The organism is Pseudomonas sp. KB-10 (genome assembly GCF_018221585.1).
Classification (GTDB): domain Bacteria; phylum Pseudomonadota; class Gammaproteobacteria; order Pseudomonadales; family Pseudomonadaceae; genus Aquipseudomonas; species Aquipseudomonas yangonensis.
Genome location: NZ_QYYB01000005.1, coordinates 12,474 through 31,300, shown reverse-complemented (window position 1 = coordinate 31,300; position 18,827 = coordinate 12,474). Strand labels below are relative to the sequence as shown.

At 64.8% G+C, this 18,827-nt stretch carries 19 protein-coding genes; 11 read left to right on the top strand and 8 right to left on the bottom strand.

The features are described from left to right. Positions 1 to 667 precede the first annotated feature (667 nt). Both DXK50_RS14860 and DXK50_RS14855 read right to left on the bottom strand, forming a co-directional pair. On the bottom strand, positions 668 to 1,912 hold the full coding sequence (locus DXK50_RS14860; protein ID WP_212630844.1) for an MFS transporter: 1,245 nt from the start codon (positions 1,910 to 1,912) through the stop codon (positions 668 to 670). Between the two features lie 434 nt (positions 1,913 to 2,346). After that, the gene (locus DXK50_RS14855) at positions 2,347 to 2,631 is read right to left on the bottom strand and encodes a hypothetical protein (protein ID WP_212630843.1); all 285 of its coding nucleotides are present in this window, start codon (positions 2,629 to 2,631) and stop codon (positions 2,347 to 2,349) included. A gap of 174 nt (positions 2,632 to 2,805) precedes the next feature. Between DXK50_RS14855 and DXK50_RS14850 the strand changes: the two genes are divergently transcribed. Beyond that, on the top strand, positions 2,806 to 3,435 hold the full coding sequence (locus DXK50_RS14850; protein WP_212630842.1) for a class I SAM-dependent methyltransferase: 630 nt from the start codon (positions 2,806 to 2,808) through the stop codon (positions 3,433 to 3,435). Positions 3,436 to 3,492: 57 nt separating this feature from the next. Here DXK50_RS14850 and DXK50_RS14845 read toward each other — a convergent pair whose 3' ends face one another. The 3 genes from DXK50_RS14845 to DXK50_RS14835 form a co-directional block, all read right to left on the bottom strand. After that, positions 3,493 to 3,798 carry an NIPSNAP family protein gene (locus DXK50_RS14845; RefSeq protein WP_212630841.1) on the bottom strand — a complete coding sequence of 102 codons (306 nt, stop codon included), beginning with the start codon at positions 3,796 to 3,798 and terminating at the stop codon, positions 3,493 to 3,495. A gap of 139 nt (positions 3,799 to 3,937) precedes the next feature. Beyond that, positions 3,938 to 4,564 carry a DUF998 domain-containing protein gene (locus tag DXK50_RS14840; RefSeq protein ID WP_212630840.1) on the bottom strand — a complete coding sequence of 209 codons (627 nt, stop codon included), beginning with the start codon at positions 4,562 to 4,564 and terminating at the stop codon, positions 3,938 to 3,940. Positions 4,565 to 4,587: 23 nt separating this feature from the next. Further along, the gene (locus tag DXK50_RS14835; RefSeq protein WP_212630839.1) at positions 4,588 to 5,805 is read right to left on the bottom strand and encodes an MFS transporter; all 1,218 of its coding nucleotides are present in this window, start codon (positions 5,803 to 5,805) and stop codon (positions 4,588 to 4,590) included. Between the two features lie 105 nt (positions 5,806 to 5,910). On the opposite strand from DXK50_RS14835, the gene DXK50_RS14830 reads away from it, so the two are divergent. Continuing rightward, positions 5,911 to 6,684 (top strand): AraC family transcriptional regulator, encoded by a 774-nt coding sequence (locus DXK50_RS14830; protein ID WP_161867877.1) that lies wholly within the window; start codon positions 5,911 to 5,913, stop codon positions 6,682 to 6,684. A 147-nt stretch (positions 6,685 to 6,831) separates the two neighbouring features. On the opposite strand, the gene DXK50_RS14825 is transcribed toward DXK50_RS14830, so the two are convergent. Beyond that, positions 6,832 to 7,743, bottom strand: coding sequence for a LysR family transcriptional regulator (locus DXK50_RS14825; RefSeq protein ID WP_212630838.1), 912 nt, complete (start codon positions 7,741 to 7,743; stop codon positions 6,832 to 6,834). 101 nt (positions 7,744 to 7,844) lie between these two features. On the opposite strand from DXK50_RS14825, the gene DXK50_RS14820 reads away from it, so the two are divergent. The 5 genes from DXK50_RS14820 (at position 7,845) to modC (ending at position 13,915) form a co-directional block, all read left to right on the top strand. Then, on the top strand, positions 7,845 to 8,774 hold the full coding sequence (locus tag DXK50_RS14820; RefSeq protein WP_212630837.1) for a DMT family transporter: 930 nt from the start codon (positions 7,845 to 7,847) through the stop codon (positions 8,772 to 8,774). Positions 8,775 to 8,969: 195 nt separating this feature from the next. After that, on the top strand, positions 8,970 to 11,057 hold the full coding sequence (locus tag DXK50_RS14815; RefSeq protein ID WP_249186879.1) for a sensor domain-containing protein: 2,088 nt from the start codon (positions 8,970 to 8,972) through the stop codon (positions 11,055 to 11,057). 252 nt (positions 11,058 to 11,309) lie between these two features. After that, the gene (modA, locus tag DXK50_RS14810) at positions 11,310 to 12,065 is read left to right on the top strand and encodes a molybdate ABC transporter substrate-binding protein (protein WP_212630836.1); all 756 of its coding nucleotides are present in this window, start codon (positions 11,310 to 11,312) and stop codon (positions 12,063 to 12,065) included. A 45-nt stretch (positions 12,066 to 12,110) separates the two neighbouring features. Then, positions 12,111 to 12,791, top strand: a complete 681-nt coding sequence (gene modB / locus DXK50_RS14805; RefSeq protein WP_161867873.1) for a molybdate ABC transporter permease subunit — start codon at positions 12,111 to 12,113, stop codon at positions 12,789 to 12,791. After that, positions 12,791 to 13,915 carry a molybdenum ABC transporter ATP-binding protein gene (gene modC / locus DXK50_RS14800; RefSeq protein WP_212630835.1) on the top strand — a complete coding sequence of 375 codons (1,125 nt, stop codon included), beginning with the start codon at positions 12,791 to 12,793 and terminating at the stop codon, positions 13,913 to 13,915. Before modB ends, modC begins: the two co-directional genes overlap by 1 nt. A 56-nt stretch (positions 13,916 to 13,971) precedes the next feature. On the opposite strand, the gene DXK50_RS14795 is transcribed toward modC, so the two are convergent. Next, positions 13,972 to 14,796: a sigma 54-interacting transcriptional regulator gene (locus tag DXK50_RS14795; protein ID WP_212630834.1), complete on the bottom strand. Its 825-nt coding sequence runs from the start codon at positions 14,794 to 14,796 to the stop codon at positions 13,972 to 13,974. Between the two features lie 113 nt (positions 14,797 to 14,909). Next, positions 14,910 to 15,491, bottom strand: coding sequence for an alpha/beta hydrolase (locus DXK50_RS14790; protein ID WP_212630833.1), 582 nt, complete (start codon positions 15,489 to 15,491; stop codon positions 14,910 to 14,912). A 245-nt stretch (positions 15,492 to 15,736) separates the two neighbouring features. Here DXK50_RS14790 and oscA point away from each other — a divergent pair, with 245 nt between their 5' ends. The 4 genes from oscA to cysW all read left to right on the top strand — a co-directional run bounded on the left by oscA (position 15,737) and on the right by cysW (position 18,794). After that, complete coding sequence (oscA, locus tag DXK50_RS14785; protein WP_161867869.1) at positions 15,737 to 15,916, top strand: sulfur starvation response protein OscA; 180 nt, start codon at positions 15,737 to 15,739, stop codon at positions 15,914 to 15,916. Between the two features lie 88 nt (positions 15,917 to 16,004). After that, positions 16,005 to 17,006, top strand: coding sequence for a sulfate ABC transporter substrate-binding protein (locus DXK50_RS14780; RefSeq protein ID WP_212630832.1), 1,002 nt, complete (start codon positions 16,005 to 16,007; stop codon positions 17,004 to 17,006). 98 nt (positions 17,007 to 17,104) lie between these two features. Continuing rightward, positions 17,105 to 17,917 (top strand): sulfate ABC transporter permease subunit CysT, encoded by an 813-nt coding sequence (cysT, locus tag DXK50_RS14775; protein WP_212630831.1) that lies wholly within the window; start codon positions 17,105 to 17,107, stop codon positions 17,915 to 17,917. Positions 17,918 to 17,927: 10 nt separating this feature from the next. After that, positions 17,928 to 18,794: a sulfate ABC transporter permease subunit CysW gene (gene cysW, locus DXK50_RS14770; RefSeq protein ID WP_161867866.1), complete on the top strand. Its 867-nt coding sequence runs from the start codon at positions 17,928 to 17,930 to the stop codon at positions 18,792 to 18,794. The last annotated feature ends 33 nt before the right edge of the window (positions 18,795 to 18,827 follow it).

Sequence of the window (18,827 nt, the reverse complement as noted above, 5' to 3'; positions counted from 1 at the left end):
ACAGCGCACGAAAAATCACCATCGCCGCGCAGCCCTTGCCCCACCTGGCCTGGGCGAGTTTTCCCATAACTTATCCACAACGCTTTCCCCAGATTCTGTGCACGACACCCAGTAACGCGTCTTCGCCCTGCGCTGCTGTGGAGAACCCGAGCCAAGTGATTGATTAAAAGTGATATTCCGCCTGGCGATAACGCCAGGAGAGTGTCATTGGGCAAAAACTGAACGACCCACCGAGGTCCGCTTGAATGCTAGGTGTGGAGGGCTTTTGCAAAGGTTATCCACAGTGGTGTTCACAGAAATTGTGGGTGGCCGCGGGAAGGCTTGAATTCAAGCCCAACGGCAAACCAGCCACATGGCATCTTGCCCACGAAGCGTGGACAGCTCGTGGTGGATGGGATAGCAAGTAGCCCGGACGCCCCCGCCCAACGGTGGATGAAAAAAGCGTCATCCACCCTGCGGAGAATCGTGGCGTGGGGTGGACAACGCGGAGCTTGTCCACCATGCCTTGGGATAGGAACAGCAAGTAGCCTGGGTAGAGCAAAGCGATACCCGGGGCAATGGCGGCGATGAGTTTCGCGTTGCTCTAGCCATGCGATCGTTGATCTGCGCATGTCCGCACTCTCAGGGACATTGCCGGAATCACGCCCCCGGATTGCATCCGGCTACGTCAGCCTAGCTTGCTTGGCGAAGCATCCTCGAAGCGATCCACCTTGCGCAGGCTCTTGAAGCCGAGCATCCAGCCGCCGGTCACCGTCAGGGTGCAGGCGCAGCCGATCAGCGCCGCCGGCACCACGCCGAACCAGGCGGCGCTGGTGCCGGCGCGGAATTCGCCCAGTTCGTTGGAAGAGCCGATGAACAGCATGTTCACCGCATTGACCCGGCCGCGCATGGCGTCCGGGGTGGAGAACTGCACCAGGGTTGAGCGGATATACATGCTCACCATATCCGCGCCGCCAGCTACCACCAACGCCGCGAACGACAGCCAGAACAGACTGGACAGGGCGAACACCAGGTTGGCCAGGCCGAACAGCGCCACGGCGCCGAACATCACCAGGCCGACATGGCGGTTGAACGGTTTCATGCTCAGGTACAGGCCGACGGACACCTCGCCGATGGCCATGGCGCTGCGCAGCAGGCCGAGGCCGGTCGGGCCGACTTCCAGCACTTCCTGGGCGTAGATCGGCAGCAAGGCCACCACGCCGCCGAGCAGTACGGCGAACAGATCCAGCGAGATGGTGCCGAGGATGATCGGCCGCGTGCGGATGAAGTGGATACCCGCCGTGAAGCGCGCCCAGGCGGTGGACTCCAGCGCCTGCATCTTCTCCGCATACAGCACCGGAACCCGCTGCAGCAGTACGCAGCCGGCGAGGAAGCAGGCGAGGCACACCGAGTAGGTCAGCCCGCCGCCACCGATGGCGTACAGGCCACCGCCAATCACCGGCCCGGAAATGGTCGCGCCGCGCATGATCATGCTGTTGGCGGCGATGGCCGCAGCCAGGCGCTCGCGCGGCACGATCTGCGGCAACAGGCTCGACAGCGCCGGCCCGGTGAAGGCACGGCCGCAGCCGTACAGCACCAGCACCGCGTAGTACCAACTGACCGCCGCCTCGCTCAGCGACAACCAGAGCAGCGCCGCCGCACATACCCCCTCAACCAGCCAGCTCAGCATCAGGATCAGTTTGCGATCAAAGCGGTCGATCAGGTCCCCCGCCGGCATCAGCAACAGCAGCATGGGGATGAACTGGGCCAGGCCGACATAAGCCAACGACAGCGGATCGCGAGTCAGGTCGTAGACCTGCCAGGCCACTACCACGGCCTGAATCTGCACCGCGAAGACCACCACGATGCGGGCGATGAGAAACGGCAGGAAACCGGGAAGGCGATAGACGGAAGCGGGAACAGCAGCGGACACGGCGAGGACTCAAGGCATGACTGGCGAGAGCCGGTCGAGGTTAGCCGGGCAATTTAAGGTAAAGCTTCGCCCGGGAGCAAATGCGGGAACAGGCTGTTGCGTTTATTGCGATCTGACGCACGCCGTATCCCAGCATGTGCACCTGACGCATGCATTTCGGTGACGGTAGGAGCGCCGACCCGGCGCGAAGGGGATACAGGCGCGCCGCGGCGTCGAGGCGCCTGCCCTATTCGCCGCGGGGCGCGGCTCCTACAGGTATCGTCAGAGCCATCGAGCGCAATCTACTGCTGTAGGAGCGCCGCCCCCGGCGCGAAGGTGTATGCAGGCACATCGCAACATCGAGTCGCCTGCTCCTTTTGCCGCAGGGTGCGGCTCCTACAGGTATTGGCGGCGCGGGCAGATGCAGGAGGTCATCCCTCCCGCAACTATCCAGGCTAGACGAATGACTGGTCGCCGAAACCACGGGGCAGGCGCTGCGGGCCTGGCAAGGCAGCCAGACGCGCCTCCCAGGAAGTGCGCCAGTCATTGGCGGCGCGGGCCACCTTCTGCCGGCGCGCGGCGCGTCGGGCGGCATTGCGGGCGTTACGACGCGCTTCGGTGAAGACTTCGGTCTTGCGGCAGTTGCGGCATTTGACCTTGGCCAGTTCGGTGGTAGAGGCCAGCTTTTCACCATGAGAGCCACAGGCGAGGTGGCCAGAGACCTTGTAGTGCGTAACCATCGCATCATCTCCTGATTGTGGGCGCCCGGCTGCAGCCAGCCGGCCTACACCCCTCGGGAAATCGGACTGTCACAGCGCAGCGGTGGTTCACTGGCGGCCATGTGGCATCACCCGCCTCGCTGGCCAGCGGCCCCCGCCAGCGGGTTTAATGTCGCCTTTTGCCGGAACATCGCCATGCCCCTGAGCCCCGACGAACTTGCGCAGATCAGTACCCTCACACTGGCCCATTACCAGAGCAGCGCCGAGGATTTTCGCGAGGGCACGCGCGACCACGACGTGAGCCAGAACATCGCTGCCCTGCTGCGTCATATCGAGGGAGAAAAGCCCTGGCGCATCCTCGACTTCGGCTGCGGCCCGGGGCGTGATCTGCGCACTTTCAGCGGCCTTGGCCACGAGGCCATCGGCGTCGATGGCTGCGCCGAATTCGTGGCCATGGCGCGTGCCGACAGTGGCTGCGAGGTGTGGCAGCAGAGCTTTCTCGAACTGGACCTGCCGGCCGCTCATTTCGACGGCATCTTCGCCAACGCCAGCCTGTTCCATGTACCGGATCAGGAGCTGCCGCGCGTACTCGGTCAGTTGCATGCCGCGCTCAAACCGGGCGGAGTGCTGTTCAGCTCCAACCCACGCGGCGAGAACCAGGAAGGCTGGAACGGCCCGCGCTACGGCAGCTACCACGACCTCGAACGCTGGCGCGCCCGGCTCACGGCAGCCGGCTTCGTCGAACTGGAACACTACTACCGCCCCGCCGGCCTGCCCCGCGAGCAGCAACCCTGGCTGGCCAGCGTGTGGCGGCGAGTCGGCTGAGGTTTTTCAAGCCGGCGATGAAGGCGCTGCCAAGAGACCGGGCAGCGCCGTCTCTTCCTATGCGAATACCGGACGGAAGAAGCTGCGCTCATAGCTGAGGATGCAGCGCGTCTGTTCGGCATAGCGAAAGGCTGCCTGGCACTCGGGGTCGGCGAAGGAGTCCTGACGATAGCGCTCGTAGTCGGCCAGGCTGGGGAAGCTGAACAGCGCCAGGGCCACGTCATTGGCGCCCTCGGACGGCAGGAAATAACCGTGGTGCGTGCCCCCGAAGCGCTCTACCAGCGGAATCCACAGCTTGGCGTAGTGCTCGAACTCCTTGAGCTTGTAAGGGTCGACGATGTAGCGCAGGTAGCAGGTGATCATGGCTGTCCTTCCTTACGGGTGGCTTCGATAAGCGCCCGATATAAACACGGCCCGACCGACAGGTGCATCTGCTACGCAGCGGCATCGCCCTCGTAGCACCGGCCCCGCTGGGCGTTCTGCGCAACGCCTCAAGCAGTGACTAAGTGGCACGACCTCGCCACAGCATCAGCGCCAGGCCTGCGACCCAGATCACCGAAATGCCGTAGTTGATCCGCTGATAAAGGCCGAACCACTGCCCGGCCTCGACCGCCCGGGCCATCAGCACCACGGTGGCCACGGCCAGCACGGTGCAACCGAGGGAGAACAGGCCGAAAACGCGCGAACCCAGCAGGCGACTGCTCAGGAACCCCCAAAGCAGGCTGGCCAGAGTCAGCGAGAGGAACATCAGCAGACCGGCCAGGTTGTGCATCTGCTGCGAGAAGGATGGCTGTGCCGGCGCGCAGCCCTGATCACAGGCGAAGTAGCCGGTGGCGAAGCTGGCCAGCCCGTGAACGAGGATCAGCACGGCACTGAACAGCGCCAGCCGCGAGCCGCGCACCTGACGCATGACCCCAACGGCAAAGAGCACGAAAAACACGCCCAGCGGCAGATTGTTGAGCCAGGCCGAGAAGCCCTGAGTAGGTGCCCCCTGCGCCCCCAGCTGGCTCATCGCCTGGTCCAGGTGGCTGTAACCGGGATATGCCAAGGCAGTCAGCAGCACCCCGAAGAACAGCCAGAACGGTATCAGTACACCCAGGCCAAGCAGTATTCGATCAACGTCTTTCATTCGTCCCTGTTCCTTGCGGCTAATTAGTGCTTCTTGAGCGACGGCAACAGTGCGGTCAGGATGCCCAGCAAGGGCAGGAAAGAGCAGATCAGGAACACCTCCTCGATGCCGTGAATGTCCGCCAGGTAGCCCAGCAGCGCCCCGCCGATGCCACCGAAGCCGAACATCAGGCCGAAGAACAGTCCGGCGATCATGCCGACGTTGCCCGGCATCAGCTCCTGGGCGAAGACCACGATGGCGGAGAACGCCGAGGCGAGGATGAAGCCGATCAGCATGCTCAGCACGCCCGTCCAGAACAGGTCGACGTGCGGCAGCAGCAGGGAGAACGGCGCCACGCCGAGGATGGAGAACCAGATCACCTGCTTGCGCCCGATGCGATCGCCGATCGGCCCGCCGAAGAAGGTGCCGGCGGCCACCGCGCCGAGGAAGAGAAACAGATAGAGCTGCGAGCTGGCCACCGACAGGTCGAACTTCTCGATCAGGAAGAAGGTGAAGTAGCTGGTGAAACTGGCCATGTAGAAGTATTTGGAGAACACCAGCAACGCCAGGGTCAGCAGGGCGAACTTCACCCGCCCGGCCGACAGGCCGTGGGTAGCCGCGCTGCCCTGCTTGAGCTTGAACAGCGTCAGGTGGTGGCGATACCAGCGGCTCAGGCCGTACAGCACGACGATGGCGAAGGCCGCGAACAGGCCGAACCAGGCGACGTTGCCCTGGCCGTAGGGAATGATGATCGCCGCCGCCAGCAGCGGGCCGAAGGCGGTGCCGGCATTGCCGCCGACCTGGAAGGTGGACTGTGCCAGGCCGTAGCGTCCGCCCGAGGCCAGGCGAGCGATGCGCGACGCCTCGGGGTGGAAGGTCGAGGAGCCGATGCCCACCAACGCCGAAGCCAGGAGGATAGCCGGGAAGCTGCCAACGAAAGCCAGCATGAGGATGCCGACCAGGGTGCACAGCGAGCCGGCCGGCAGCAGCCAGGGCTTGGGATGGCGGTCGGTGTGATAGCCCACCCAGGGCTGCAGCAGCGAGGCGGTTAGCTGGAAGGTCAGGGTGATCAGGCCGATCTGGGCGAAGCTCAGGCCATAGTTGAGCTTGAGCATCGGGTAGATGGCGGGCAAAACCGCCTGGATCAGGTCGTTGATCAGGTGCGCCAGGGCGCAGGCGCCGATCACGCGCATCACCAAGGTATTGGCCTGGCTGACGGGCGAGGCGCCGGCCAGGGAGGTAGCGGCGGGGCTGCTGGACATGTTTGAAACTTCCGAACCAGTTGAGGAACGGCGCTATGCTAGGCTCCGCCCTGTCGCCTGTCTCACGAAGAAAAGGCAGCCACCTTCGCAAAAAAGGCACAAAGCATGCGTCTCCCTGATAAGCGGCTGGCCGAGATCGATGCCGCGCCCTGGCTGGTCAGCAGCAGCGCCACCGATTACCCGCTCAACGCCGTCATCGAGCCGCACTCGCACCGCAACAAGCATCAGTTGATCTACGCCATCTCCGGGGTAATGGTGGTGACCTCGGCGATGAACCAGTGGACGGTGCCGCCCAGCCGGGGCATCTGGATGCCGTGCGGCCAGGTGCATGCGATCCGCTGCGTCGGCAGCGTGAAGATGCGCAGCATGTTCGTGCGCCCCGACAGCCTGCCGGACATGCCCGACGAGTGCCGCGCCGTGGCCATCTCGCCGCTGCTGAGCGAACTGATCCGCGCCGCCGTGGACATCACCCAGCCCTACGTCGATGACTCGCGCGAAGCGCGGGTAATGCGCCTGATCCTCGATGAGCTGCGCATCCTGCCGACCCTGCCGCTGCATCTGCCGCAGCCGGCCGACCCGCGCATCCAGCCGATCTGTTCAACGCTGCAGGACAACCCCGGCGACGCCTCCACCCTGGCCAACTGGAGCGCCCGCCTGGGCCTGGACGAGAAAACCATCCAGCGCCTGTTCCAGAAGGGCACCGGCATGACCTTCGGCCAGTGGCGCCAGCAGGCGCGCCTGCTGCTGGCGCTGGAGCGCATCGCCCTGGGCGAGAAGATCATCGACATCGCCGGCGAGCTGGGTTACGACAGCCCCAGCGCCTTCACCACCATGTTCAAGAAGCAGTTCGGCCTGACGCCCAGCCAGTTCTTCAAGTGATGCGCGGTGGGCGGTTCTTGAGCGGCGATTGTCGCGGCTGAAGCCCCTCCCACATCACATGCGTCAACGCCGGAGCGCAGTTGGTCAAGCCGTGGGAGGCGCTTTAGCGGCGATCGTTCTATCGCGGCTGAAGCCGCTCCTACCGAATCAAAAGCGCAGGCTGTCGGTGGATGGTCGCTCGGGCGAGAGATAACTGACCAGTTGCCGCGCATGAGATGACAGCGCCTCCCAGTTGCGCACGCACAGACGCAGCTCACGGGTGGCCCAGACATCCTCCAGCATCACCACCGCCACCGGCAGCTCCTGGGCGAAACGGGTCGCGGCCACCTCGGGCAACATCGCCACGCCGACGCCCTGCGCCACCAGTTGGGCGATGGCATCGAAGCTCGGCGCGCGCACGCGCACCTTGAGCGGTAAGGCGTTGCGCACCGCCATATATTCGATGAAGCGCTGCATCGCGCGCTCGGCCGGCAGGCAGACGAAGGGGAAGTTCAGCGCGCTGCGCAGTGACGCCGGACGCTGCCCGATCAGCGCGTGCCCCTGGGGCACCAGCAGCACCAGGCGGTCGTTGCGAAACGGCAGTGACAGCAGGCCATCGGTGGGCAGGTTGCCGTCGTACACGCCGATATCGATGCCGCCATCCCTGATCGCATGCAGCACATCCTTGCTGTTGTACTCGGCCAGCTGCAGATCCACCTCCGGGTAATCGGCCAGAAACGGCCCGAGCGCCGCAGGCAGAAAGGTACTGTTGGCCACGGTGGAAGCCGCCAGGCGTAGCGTGATGCGCCGCTCGCCCTTGAGCTCCTGCAGGGTATCGCTGAGCTGGCGGGCCTCCTTCAGCACGCCCTGGCAGGCCTCAAGCACCAGCCGCCCGGCAGGGGTCAGGCTCATGCCATCGCTGCTACGCAGGAACAGCGTCAAGCCGCAGCGCTCCTCGAACAGGCGCAGGCGGGTGCTGGCCGCCGACACGGCGACAGGAAAGGTGGCCGCCGCCTTGCTCAGGCTGCCGGTGGCGGCAATCGCCGCGATCAGGCGCAGGTCGGGCAGATCGAAATGCATGAGCCTTCTCCAGATCAGAAAGCTGTCTTCGTGAAATTGCGATTCTTGCCGGGTGGCTTTCCACGCAGAATAACAGCTCGATCCCTAGCGCAGCCTTGATCATGAACGCACTGACCGCCTCGTACCGTCGCAGCCTGGACAGCGGCGTGCTGTTCGCCGTGCTCTCTGCCACCGGCTTCAGCCTGAAAGCCGTGTTCGTCAAACTCGCATACGCCGCGGCGCCGGTGGATGCCGTCACGGTGCTGAGTCTGCGCATGGGCCTGGCGCTGCCGCTGTTCGCCTGGCTGCTGTGGCTGAGCCGGGGCACCACGCAAACGCGCTTGTCGGCGAAGGACTGGGCGCACGTTCTGTTGCTGGGGATGTTCGGTTACTACCTGTCGAGCCTGTTCGATTTCTATGGCCTGCAGTACATCAGCGCCGGACTGGAGCGGCTGATCCTGTTCACCTACCCGACGCTGGTGGTGCTGTTGCAGATGCTGGCGATAGGTGAGCGACCAGGGCCGCGTACCTTCCTGGCCATGGGACTGTGCTACCTGGGCCTGGGCATCGCCCTGGTGCATGACATTCGCGTCGAGGGCGACAGCGAGCAGATCCTGCTGGGTGCGGCCTGGGTGTTCGCCAGCGCGGTGACCTACGCCCTGTATTACCTGGGTACCGGCGTGGTGATTCGCCGGGTCGGCTCGATGCGCCTCGCGGGGCTGGCCGGCGGCGCCTCGGCGATCATGGTGCTGGTGCATTACGGCCTAACCCGCGACCCCGCGCATTTGCTCAACCTGCCGGCGGCGGTATGGCTGCACGGCTCGCTGATGGCGCTGCTGTCAACGGTGCTGCCGATCTACTGGATGGCACTGGCCGTGCAGCGCATGGGCGCCAGTCACGCCGCGCTATTCGGCAACCTGGGCCCGGTGCTGACCCTGTTCGCCGCCTGGGCGTTGCTCGGCGAAGCCATCACCCTGTACCAGATCGGCGGGCTGGCACTGGTGCTGCTGGGCGTCTCGCGCCTGTCGGCGGGCAAGCACAAGGCGCGCTGACCGGCACACCGCCAGGCCACGCACCAGAAGCCTCGGTGCCTGCGCCTGGCTGGCAAAACACCGTCCATGCGGGCAAACTTTCCAGCAGCCCGCTTCTGAACGATCTACTGTGCAAACCCCGGGCTGCGTCCAGCCAGGACGGCAGATACGCAGGCCCGAACCTGCGTCGCTATTCTTCACGCAGGTACCGTTGCAATGCCGCCTATCGATCTCAATTCCGACACGATGTATCGCCTGCTGGTACAGAGCGTGGTGGATTACGCCATCTACCTGCTCAGCCCGGAGGGCGTGGTCACCAACTGGAATGCCGGCGCGCAACGTGCCAAGGGCTACCAGGCCTCGGAAATCGTCGGCCAGCATTTTTCGGTGTTCTACAGCGAGGAGGAGCGCAAGGCCGGTGTGCCGCAAAGGGGCCTGGAGCAGGCGCGCGAAACCGGTCGTTTCGAAGCCACCGGCTGGCGGCGACGCAAGGATGGCTCGTCATTCTGGGCGCATGTGATCATCGATGCGGTGCGCGACGAGGATGGCCGGTTGATCGGCTTCGCCAAGATCACCCGCGACATCACCGAACGCCGCCGCCACGAGCAGGAGTTGCTCAAGGCCAAGGAGCTGGCAGAAAGCTACAGCGAGGAAATGCGCAAGTTGTCGCGTTTCCTCGATTCGGTGATCGGCAATATCCCTGCCAGCCTGATCGTCCGCAATCTCCACAGCGGGGAGATCCTGCTGGCCAATCCGCAGGCTGAACGCCTGTTCGGCTGCGATGCTCAGACGATGATCGGCCAGCATCCTCGTGTCTGCCTGGCGCCGGACATAGCCCGCTATATCGAGATGCAGGCCGATCAGGGCGCACGCAGCGACAGCGCCCAGCCGACCGAAGAATGTCTGCAAACACCCTCAGGGGCACGTACGCTGCGTACCCGTGTGGTAGTCAGCGAGAGCGAAGCAGACCAGAGCGGCTATGTGCTGATGATCGCGGAAGATGTTACCGACGAGCTGGCCGCGCATGCCCAGATCCACCACATGGCGCATCACGATGCGCTGACCGGGCTGGCCAACCGCACCCTGTTCGCCGAGCGCCTGCACGAGGCGCTCGCCGAAAGCAGCGTCGGGCGATCACTGGTCGGCGTGCTGTGTCTGGACCTGGACAATTTCAAGAACATCAACGACGCCCTCGGCCATGCCTTCGGCGATCGCCTGCTGCGTTCGCTGGCGGCGCGGCTCAAGGGCACCCTGCGCGATCAAGACACCCTGGCCCGGCTCGGCGGCGACGAATTTGCCGTGGTCCTGCGCCATCTGGAGCACGCCGAAGATGCCCATCGCACCGCCCAGCGCCTGATCGATGTGGTGGCGCCGGCCTTTCTCATCGACGATCACAGTTTCACCGTCGGCCTGAGCATCGGCGTAGCCATCGCGCCGCACGACCATGACAGCGCAGACCAGCTGCTGCGCTATGCCGACATGGCACTGTATGAAGCCAAGCGCAACGGGCGCAATCGCTTCGAATACTTTCATCCGGAACTGGACGCCGCCGCACGGCGTCGGCGCACCATGGAAACGGACTTGCGCACGGCCCTGCATCTGGGTCAGCTGCAGCTGCATTATCAGCCGATCATCGACCAGCAGAGCGAACACATCTCCGGCTATGAGGCGCTGATGCGCTGGCACCATCCACTCAACGGCCTGGTGATGCCCATGGACTTCATTCCACTGGCCGAGGAAACCGGGCTGATCAACGAGATAGGCGCACGCGCGCTCAACCTGGCCTGCCAGGAAGCGGCCAGCTGGGGCACCGAGCAGACGGTGGCAGTCAACCTGTCACCCGCGCAATTCAGAAACGCTGAGCTGGTGCACATCGTGGCGCTGGCACTGCAGGATTCCGGCCTGGCGCCGCAGCGCCTGGAACTGGAGATCACCGAGTCCGTGCTGCTCGACAACAGCGAAGGCAATATCGAAACGCTCAAGCGCCTCAAGGCCCTGGGGGTGACCATCGCGCTGGACGACTTCGGCACCGGCTATTCGTCGCTGAGCTACCTGCGCTCGTTCGCCTTCGACCGCATCAAGATCGACAAATCGTTCATCAACGACATGGTCCACAGCCCCGAAGCGATGTCCATCGTGCGCGCCATCACCGGCATGAGCAGCAGCCTGCAGATCAAGACCACCGCCGAGGGCGTGGAAACCGAAGAGCAGCTCGAGCAACTCAAGGCCCAGGGCTGCTCTCACTTCCAGGGTTTCCTGTTCGGCCATCCCGTGCCGGCGAGCGAGCGCAAGCAAGAGCCGTGACATTCGCGCAAACTCCAACGGAAGAACCGCGCCCGTAGCCGAGAAGCAACGTGCCAAGTTGCCGGGCTTCTCCATCAAGGCAATCCTCAGCCTGACCTAGCCCACGAACCTGCGCATTTTCAGTCTCGCACGTGGATACCCTCCCGCCCTGCCAGACAAACGCTATATACAAAATAATATAACGAGGTAGGATTGCCGCATTCAGCCTGCTGCCCGGGCCGAGTGCTCGCCTAAAAACGACAGGGAATCCACATGCTCAAGCCTCTCAAGCGCAGCCTGCTCGCCCTTGGTCTGCTGTTCGCCAGCGGCGCCTTCGCTGGCGAAGTCAAGGTTGCGGTAGCCGCCAACTTCACCGCGCCGGTCCAGGCCATCGCGCCTGCATTCGAGAAAGCCACCGGGCACCAGCTGGTGGCTTCCTTCGGCGCTACCGGGCAGTTCTACGCACAGATCAACAACGGTGCGCCGTTCGATGTGCTGCTCAGCGCCGACGACACCACGCCGGCCAGGCTGGAGCGTGAAGGGGCGACCGCTCCGGGCTCGCGCTTTACCTATGCCATCGGCAGCCTGGTGCTGTGGTCGGCCGATGCCCGCTACCTCGATGGTACGGACGCGGCGCTGCAGGCCGGCCAGTTCAGGCACCTGTCCATCGCCAACCCGAAGGCCGCCCCCTACGGCCTGGCCGCAACGCAGGTGCTGGACAAGCTGGGCCTCAGCGAAGCGGTGAAAGCCAAGCTGGTCGAGGGCCAGAACATCACCCAGGCGCACCAGTTCGTCTCCACTGGCAATGCCGAGCTGGGCTTCGTCGCGCTGTCGCAGGTGTACAAGGACGGCAAGCTCAGCAGCGGCTCGGCCTGGATCGTACCGGACGCCATGTACGAGCCGATCCGGCAGGATGCGGTGATCCTCAAGCACGGCGCGGGCAACCCGGCCGCGGCGGCGCTGGTCGAGTACCTGCAAGGCCCGGAAGCAGCCAGGGTGATCGAATCCTTCGGCTATAAACTGCCGTAGCCCGGATTGCATCCGGGCTACATTCGCCACTTCCGGAATCCCTGCATGCCGCTGTCCAAGAACGACCTCGACGCCATTCTCCTGACCCTGGAGCTGGCCTCGCTGACCACCGTGCTGCTGCTGATCATTGGCACGCCCATCGCGCTGTGGCTGACCCGCACCGACTCCTGGCTCAAGCGCCCGGTCGGCGCCATCGTCGCATTGCCGCTAGTGCTGCCGCCGACGGTGATCGGCTTCTACCTACTGGTGAGCATGGGCCCCAACGGTTTCTTCGGTCAGCTGACGCAGAGTCTCGGCCTTGGCACCTTCACCTTCAGCTTCACCGGCCTGGTGATCGGTTCGATCTTCTACTCCCTGCCCTTCGTCGTGCAGCCCTTGCAGAACGCCTTCGAGGCCATCGGCCGCGGCCCGCTTGAGGCCGCCGCGACCCTGCGCGCCAACCCTTGGGATACGTTCTTCAGCGTGGTGCTGCCGCTGGCCCGCCCGGGATTCGTCACCGCCGCGATCCTGGCCTTCGCCCATACGGTCGGTGAGTTCGGCGTGGTGCTGATGATCGGCGGAAATATCCCCGGCAAGACCCAGGTGGTGTCGGTGCAGATCTACAACCACGTGGAGACCCTGAACTACGCCCAGGCGCACTGGCTGGCTGGCGGCATGGTGGCGTTCTCCTTCATCGTCCTGTTGGCGCTATACGGCGGCCGCAGCACCAGGGTGAGGGCGCTGTGATGTTCGGATTCGGCAAGGCCAAGGCGCCTGTCGTCAGTGACGACGGGCGTATCCGCGCACGCTTCGTGCTGCAGCGCGCCGAGTTTCGCCTGGATATGAATCTCGACCTGCCGGCGCGGGGCGTCAGCGCCCTGTTCGGTCATTCCGGCTCGGGCAAGACCAGTTGTCTGCGCTGCTTCGCCGGGCTGGAGCGCCCTCAGCAGGGCTACCTGCAGGTGGCCGGCGAACTCTGGCAGGACAGCGGGCGCGGCTTCTTTCTGCCGGCGCACCAGCGCGCCATCGGCTACGTGTTCCAGGACGCCAACCTGTTCCCGCACCTGAGCGTGCGCGGCAATCTGCAGTACGGGCAGAAGCGCATCCCGGCCGCGCAGCGCAGGGTGGCGCTGGATCAGGCGCTGGAGCTGCTGGGCATCGGCCATCTGCTCGAGCGCATGCCCTCGGCGCTGTCCGGTGGCGAACGGCAGCGCGTCGGCATCGCCCGCGCCCTGGTGACCAGCCCGCGCCTGCTGCTGATGGACGAACCACTGGCCTCGCTCGATCTCAAGCGCAAGCAGGAGGTGCTGCCTTATCTGCAACGGCTGCACGAGGAGCTGGACATTCCCGTGCTTTACGTCAGCCACGCCCCGGACGAAGTGGCGCGCCTGGCCGATCACCTGGTGCTGCTCGACGACGGCCAGGTGCGCGCCAGCGGCCCGCTCAAGGAAACCCTGCTGCGCGCCGACCTGCCCTTCGCCAGCGATGAGGATGCCGAGGCGGTGATCGACGGCGAGGTCTGCGGCCATGCTGCCGCCTATGACCTGCTGGAACTGCGCCTGCCCGGCAGCGAGGCGCGCCTGCGCCTGCCTCACGCGGTATTGCCCAACGGCCATCCGGTGCGGGTGAAGATCAAGGCGCGCGACGTCAGCCTCAGCCTGCAACGCGCCGAGGGCAGCAGCCTGCTCAACCTGCTGCCGGCGACGGTGGAAAGCTGGCAGGCGCTCGATGCGCAGATGCTGCTGACCTTGCGCCTGGGCGAGCAACGCCTGCTGGCGCGGATCACCCGCTATTCCTTCGATCAGCTGGACATTCATGCCGGCCAGGCGCTGTGGGCGCAGATCAAGTCGGTGTCGGTGCTGGCGCCTTAGGGTGCGCCGAGTACACGCAGATGCCGCAGGTTCGTAGCGGATGCAATCCGGGGCGATTACACGCTCCCAGGCAACTCCAGATGCTCCGGTCCGATTTCGCCGTTGCCGGCCAATAGCAGGCCGAAGTGGATGACGTTCTCCAGCTCGCGGGTATTGCCCGGCCAGCGGTGCGACTCCAGCACGGCCTGCGCCGCCGGGCTGATCGGCGGGATGGCCAGGCCCAGGCGCGAGGCGTGGATGCCGAGGAAGTACTCAGCCAGCGGCAGGATGTCGCCGACCCGCTGGCGCAGCGCCGGGAACAGCAGCTGACCGTCGCACAGGTAGGCGTACAGGCGCTCGTCGAAGGTGCCGGCGGCCACCGCGCGGGCCAGATCGATGCTGCTCGCCGCCACCAGGCGCACATCCACCGGCAGGGCCTGGCTGGCGCCGACGCGATACACCTCGCGGGTTTCCAGCGCGGCCAGCAGCTTGCTCTGCAACGGGCGCGAAAGATCGGCGATTTCGTCCAGGTACAGCGTGCCGCCATTGGCCGAACCGAACCAGCCGGCGCGGCTGCTGGCGGCCCCGACATGGGCGCCGCCGACATGGCCGAACAGCTCGGCCTCGCCCCATTGCGGGCTGACCGCAGCGCAGCTCAGTGCGACGAACAGGCCGCCGCGCTCGCTATGCCGGTGGATGTAGCGCGCCAGCAATTCCTTGCCGGTGCCGGTCTCGCCAAGGATCAGCAGCGGCTGACCATTGCCCGCCAGCGCCTCGGCGCGTTCGCGCAACTGGCGTGAACACGGGTCGACGAACACCAGCGCCTTGGCCCGGATGCTCAGCGGGCTCTTGTCCGAATCGGCGAAGGTCAGCGGCGCCGGGAAGTCGGGTGCAAAGCTCATGACGTGCAGCTCCAAGGCCGCGCCTCGGTAGACGCAGCCCGTAGTCGAGTAAAAAAGAGCGGGCGGCTGCCTGGCCCGTTCCCGCTCCGAAAGGGTTCGCCCCGAGGGGACGTTCAGGCGCGCAGGCGCGTCTGCTGTTCGATGCGACTCTGCAGGCGATACAGATAGCCGAAGCCCTGCTCCCAACGGCGGTGCCCGGACTTCACGTTGATATGCCCGACCCCGCTCAGAATCGCCGCCTCGCTACCCCAGGCACGCGCCAGCTCCAGGGCACGCAGGGCGCTGGCCGCCGCGTCGTTGTCGGAGCCCACCAGCAGGCTGGGAAAGGGCAGCAGATCGCGCGGCATCGGTGCGAAGTTCTGCAGTGCTGCGGGGCAGCCCGGGCGCTCGACATCGGCCGGCGCCACCAGCAGGGCGCCGCGTACGCGACGCAGCAGATCGATCGGTGCCTGCGCCGCCCAGTGGGCGACGGTGACGCAGCCCAGGCTATGGGCGATCAGGATGGCAGGCCGCGGGTCGGCGGCCACGGCGCGGTTCAGTTCGCTCACCCAGTCGGCGCGCCCTGGATGGAGCCAGTCGGCCTGCTCCACCCGCGTGCTGTTCGGCAGGCTGCGCTGCCAGTGGCTCTGCCAGTGTTCCTCGGGCGAGCCCTGCCAGCCCGGCAGAATCAGATAACGGATTGCTTCGCTGCCCATGATGGCACCTCCTTGAATCGAATGGCGTCAGTCTAGGCAGCTCAAATCAAATACAAAAAGAATAAGAATTTCTTTGTTTATTCCATTAGATCATCTACGCCACGCAGCATTTTATATTTCCAAAAGGCATATAAATGTTCTTAAACAATATTTTTAAGAATATTTCGCCCTCTCTACTATCCGCTCCACGCCAGCGTCGGCACTCGTTACGCCGCCGTGGCGACCTGTTCATAAGGAGCCTGGAAATGACCGCGACGCTGAGAAACCTCGAAGGCCAGGATGAAGCCAGCATCCTGCACGAGATCCAGACCGCCCTGCATGGCCTGAAATTCGGCTCGGTGGAGATCACCGTACACAACGGCCAGGTGGTGCAGATCGAGCGCAAGGAAAAGATCCGCCTGCAACAACCGAACACCAAGAACTAACCATGCTGCAGCCCGACTGGACCACCAGAGGGCCACAACCCCAACGCCTCCGCCAACACAAGAACCTATCCAGTCCAGGAGCTGCACCATGTCCATTCGCCGTTTCGCCCTGGCCGCGCTGGCCAGCACCCTGATCGCCGGCCCGGCCATTGCCCAGCCGCTGCTCAACGTGTCCTACGACCCGACCCGCGAGCTGTACGTCGGGTACAACGCCGCCTTCAACAAATTCTGGCAAGCGCAAGGCAACCCGGCCGTCGCCATCCAGCAGTCCCACGGTGGCTCGGGCAAGCAGGCCCGTGCAGTGATCGATGGCCTGCGCGCCGATGTGGTGACTCTGGCACTGTCCGGCGACATCGACGCGCTGAACCTCAACCAGCAGCTGATCGACCCGAACTGGCAGGCACGCCTGCCGGACAACAGCACGCCCTACACCTCGACCATCGTGTTCCTGGTACGCAAGGGCAATCCGAAAGGCATCAAGGACTGGGATGACCTGGTCAAAGACGGCGTGGAAGTCATCACCCCGAACCCGAAAACCTCCGGCGGCGCACGCTGGAACTTCCTCGCCGCCTGGGCCTACGCCCGCGAGAAGTTCGGCAGCGAAGACAAAGCCCTGGAATTCGTCACCGAGCTGTACCGCCACGCCCCGGTGCTGGATACCGGCGCCCGTGGCGCGACCATCAGCTTCGTCCAGCGTGGCCTGGGTGACGTGTTGCTGGCCTGGGAAAACGAAGCCTATCTGTCGCTGGCCGAAGAAGGCGGCGACCAGCTGGAGATCGTCACCCCGTCGCTGTCGATCCTTGCCGAGCCGCCGGTAGCGGTGGTCGACGCCAACGTCGAGCGCAAGGGCACCCGTGCCCTGGCCGAGGCTTACCTGAAACATCTGTACAGCGAAGAAGGCCAGCGCATCGCCGCGAAGAACTTCTATCGCCCACGCAACGAAAAGGTCGCAGCCGAGTTCAAGGACCAGTTCCAGGACCTCAAGCTGGTGACCATCGACAAGGACTTCGGCGGCTGGAAACAGGCCCAGCCCAAGTACTTCGACGACGGCGGCGTGTTCGACCAGATCTTCAGCAAGATCAACCAGTAGCAGCGAATTCATTCGCGATTGCCTCGCGAGATTCGCCACTGGAGCCGCGCCTGCTGGGCGCGGCTCCCGATCGCTGTCTTTGGGTAATAGGACACTCCATGTCTCGTCGAACTTCCCCGGTCATACCCGGCTTCGGGCTGACCCTGGGCTACACCATCACCTACCTGGCGTTGATCGTGCTGATTCCGCTGGGGGCGATGTTCCTCTTCTCGCTGCAACTGACCGGCGAACAGTGGTGGGCATTGCTGAACAACCGCCAGCTGCAGTTCTCGCTGAAACTCTCGTTCGGCACCGCACTGGCCGCCGCCCTGCTCAATGGCATTCTCGGCACCATCATCGCCTGGGTGCTGGTGCGCTACACCTTCCCCGGCCGGCGCATCATCGACGCCATGGTCGACATGCCGTTCGCGCTGCCCACGGCCGTGGCCGGCATCGCCCTGACCGCGCTGTATGCGCCAACCGGCCTGATCGGCTCGCTGTTCCCCTTCAAGATCGCCTACACCCCGCTGGGCATCACCCTGGCGCTGGTGTTCGTCACCCTGCCGTTCGTGGTGCGCACGTTGCAGCCGGTACTGGCCGATATTCCCAGGGAAATCGAGGAGGCGGCAGCCTGCCTGGGCGCCAAGCCGCTGCAGGTGTTCCGCCACATCCTGCTGCCGAGCCTGCTGCCCGCCTGGCTGACCGGCTTCGCCCTGGCCTTCGCCCGCGGCGTCGGCGAGTACGGCTCGGTGGTGTTCATCGCCGGCAACATCCCGCTGAAGACCGAGATCCTGCCGCTGCTGATCGTGTCCAAACTCGACCAGTACGACTATCCGGGCGCCACCGCCATCGGCGTGATCATGCTGGTGGTGTCGTTCCTCCTGCTGCTGCTGATCAACATCCTGCAGCGCCGCATCCAGCCGCAACTCTGAGGAGCCCGTCATGAGCCTTGCAACCCTTGGCCAGAGCGCGGCTGCGCGCCCGGCCAGCCGCTCCGTCGGCGCCATCGTCCTGATCGTCATCGCCTGGGCGGTGTTCGCCGCGATTCTCGTATTGCCGCTGTACATGGTGGTGACCCAGGGCCTGAGCCGCGGCCTGGAATTCTTCTGGGAGGCGATCAGCGAGCCGGACGCCATCTCGGCGCTGAAACTCACCCTGCTGGCGACCGCCATCTCGGTACCGCTGAACCTGGTGTTCGGCCTCGCCGCGGCCTGGGCGGTGACCAAGTTCGAGTTCCGCGGCAAGAGCATCCTGATCACCCTGATCGACATGCCCTTCTCGGTATCGCCCGTGGTCGCCGGCCTGATCTACGTGCTGCTGTTCGGCTCGCAGAGCGTGCTCGCACCGTATCTCGACTCGCACGACCTGCAGATCGTCTACGCCGTGCCCGGCATCGTCCTGGCCACCATCTTCGTCACCTTCCCCTTCGTCGCCCGTGAGCTGATCCCGCTGATGGAGGAACAGGGCACCACCGAGGAAGAGGCCGCACGCCTGCTCGGTGCCAACGGCTGGCAGATGTTCTGGCATGTCACGCTGCCTAACGTAAAATGGGCGCTGATCTACGGCGTGGTGCTGTGCACCGCCCGTGCGATGGGCGAATTCGGCGCAGTTTCGGTGGTTTCCGGACATATCCGCGGTTACACCAACACCCTGCCGCTGCATATCGAGATTCTCTACAACGAGTACAACATCGTCGCGGCCTTCAGCGTGGCGATCCTGCTGCTCGTCATGGCCCTGGTGGTGCTGCTGCTTCGCCAATGGAGCGAAGCGCGCCTGACCCGCCAGTTGCAAGCCAACCGAGAAGACTGACCGCCGTAGCGCCGCCTGAAAGCGGCCCGGCCC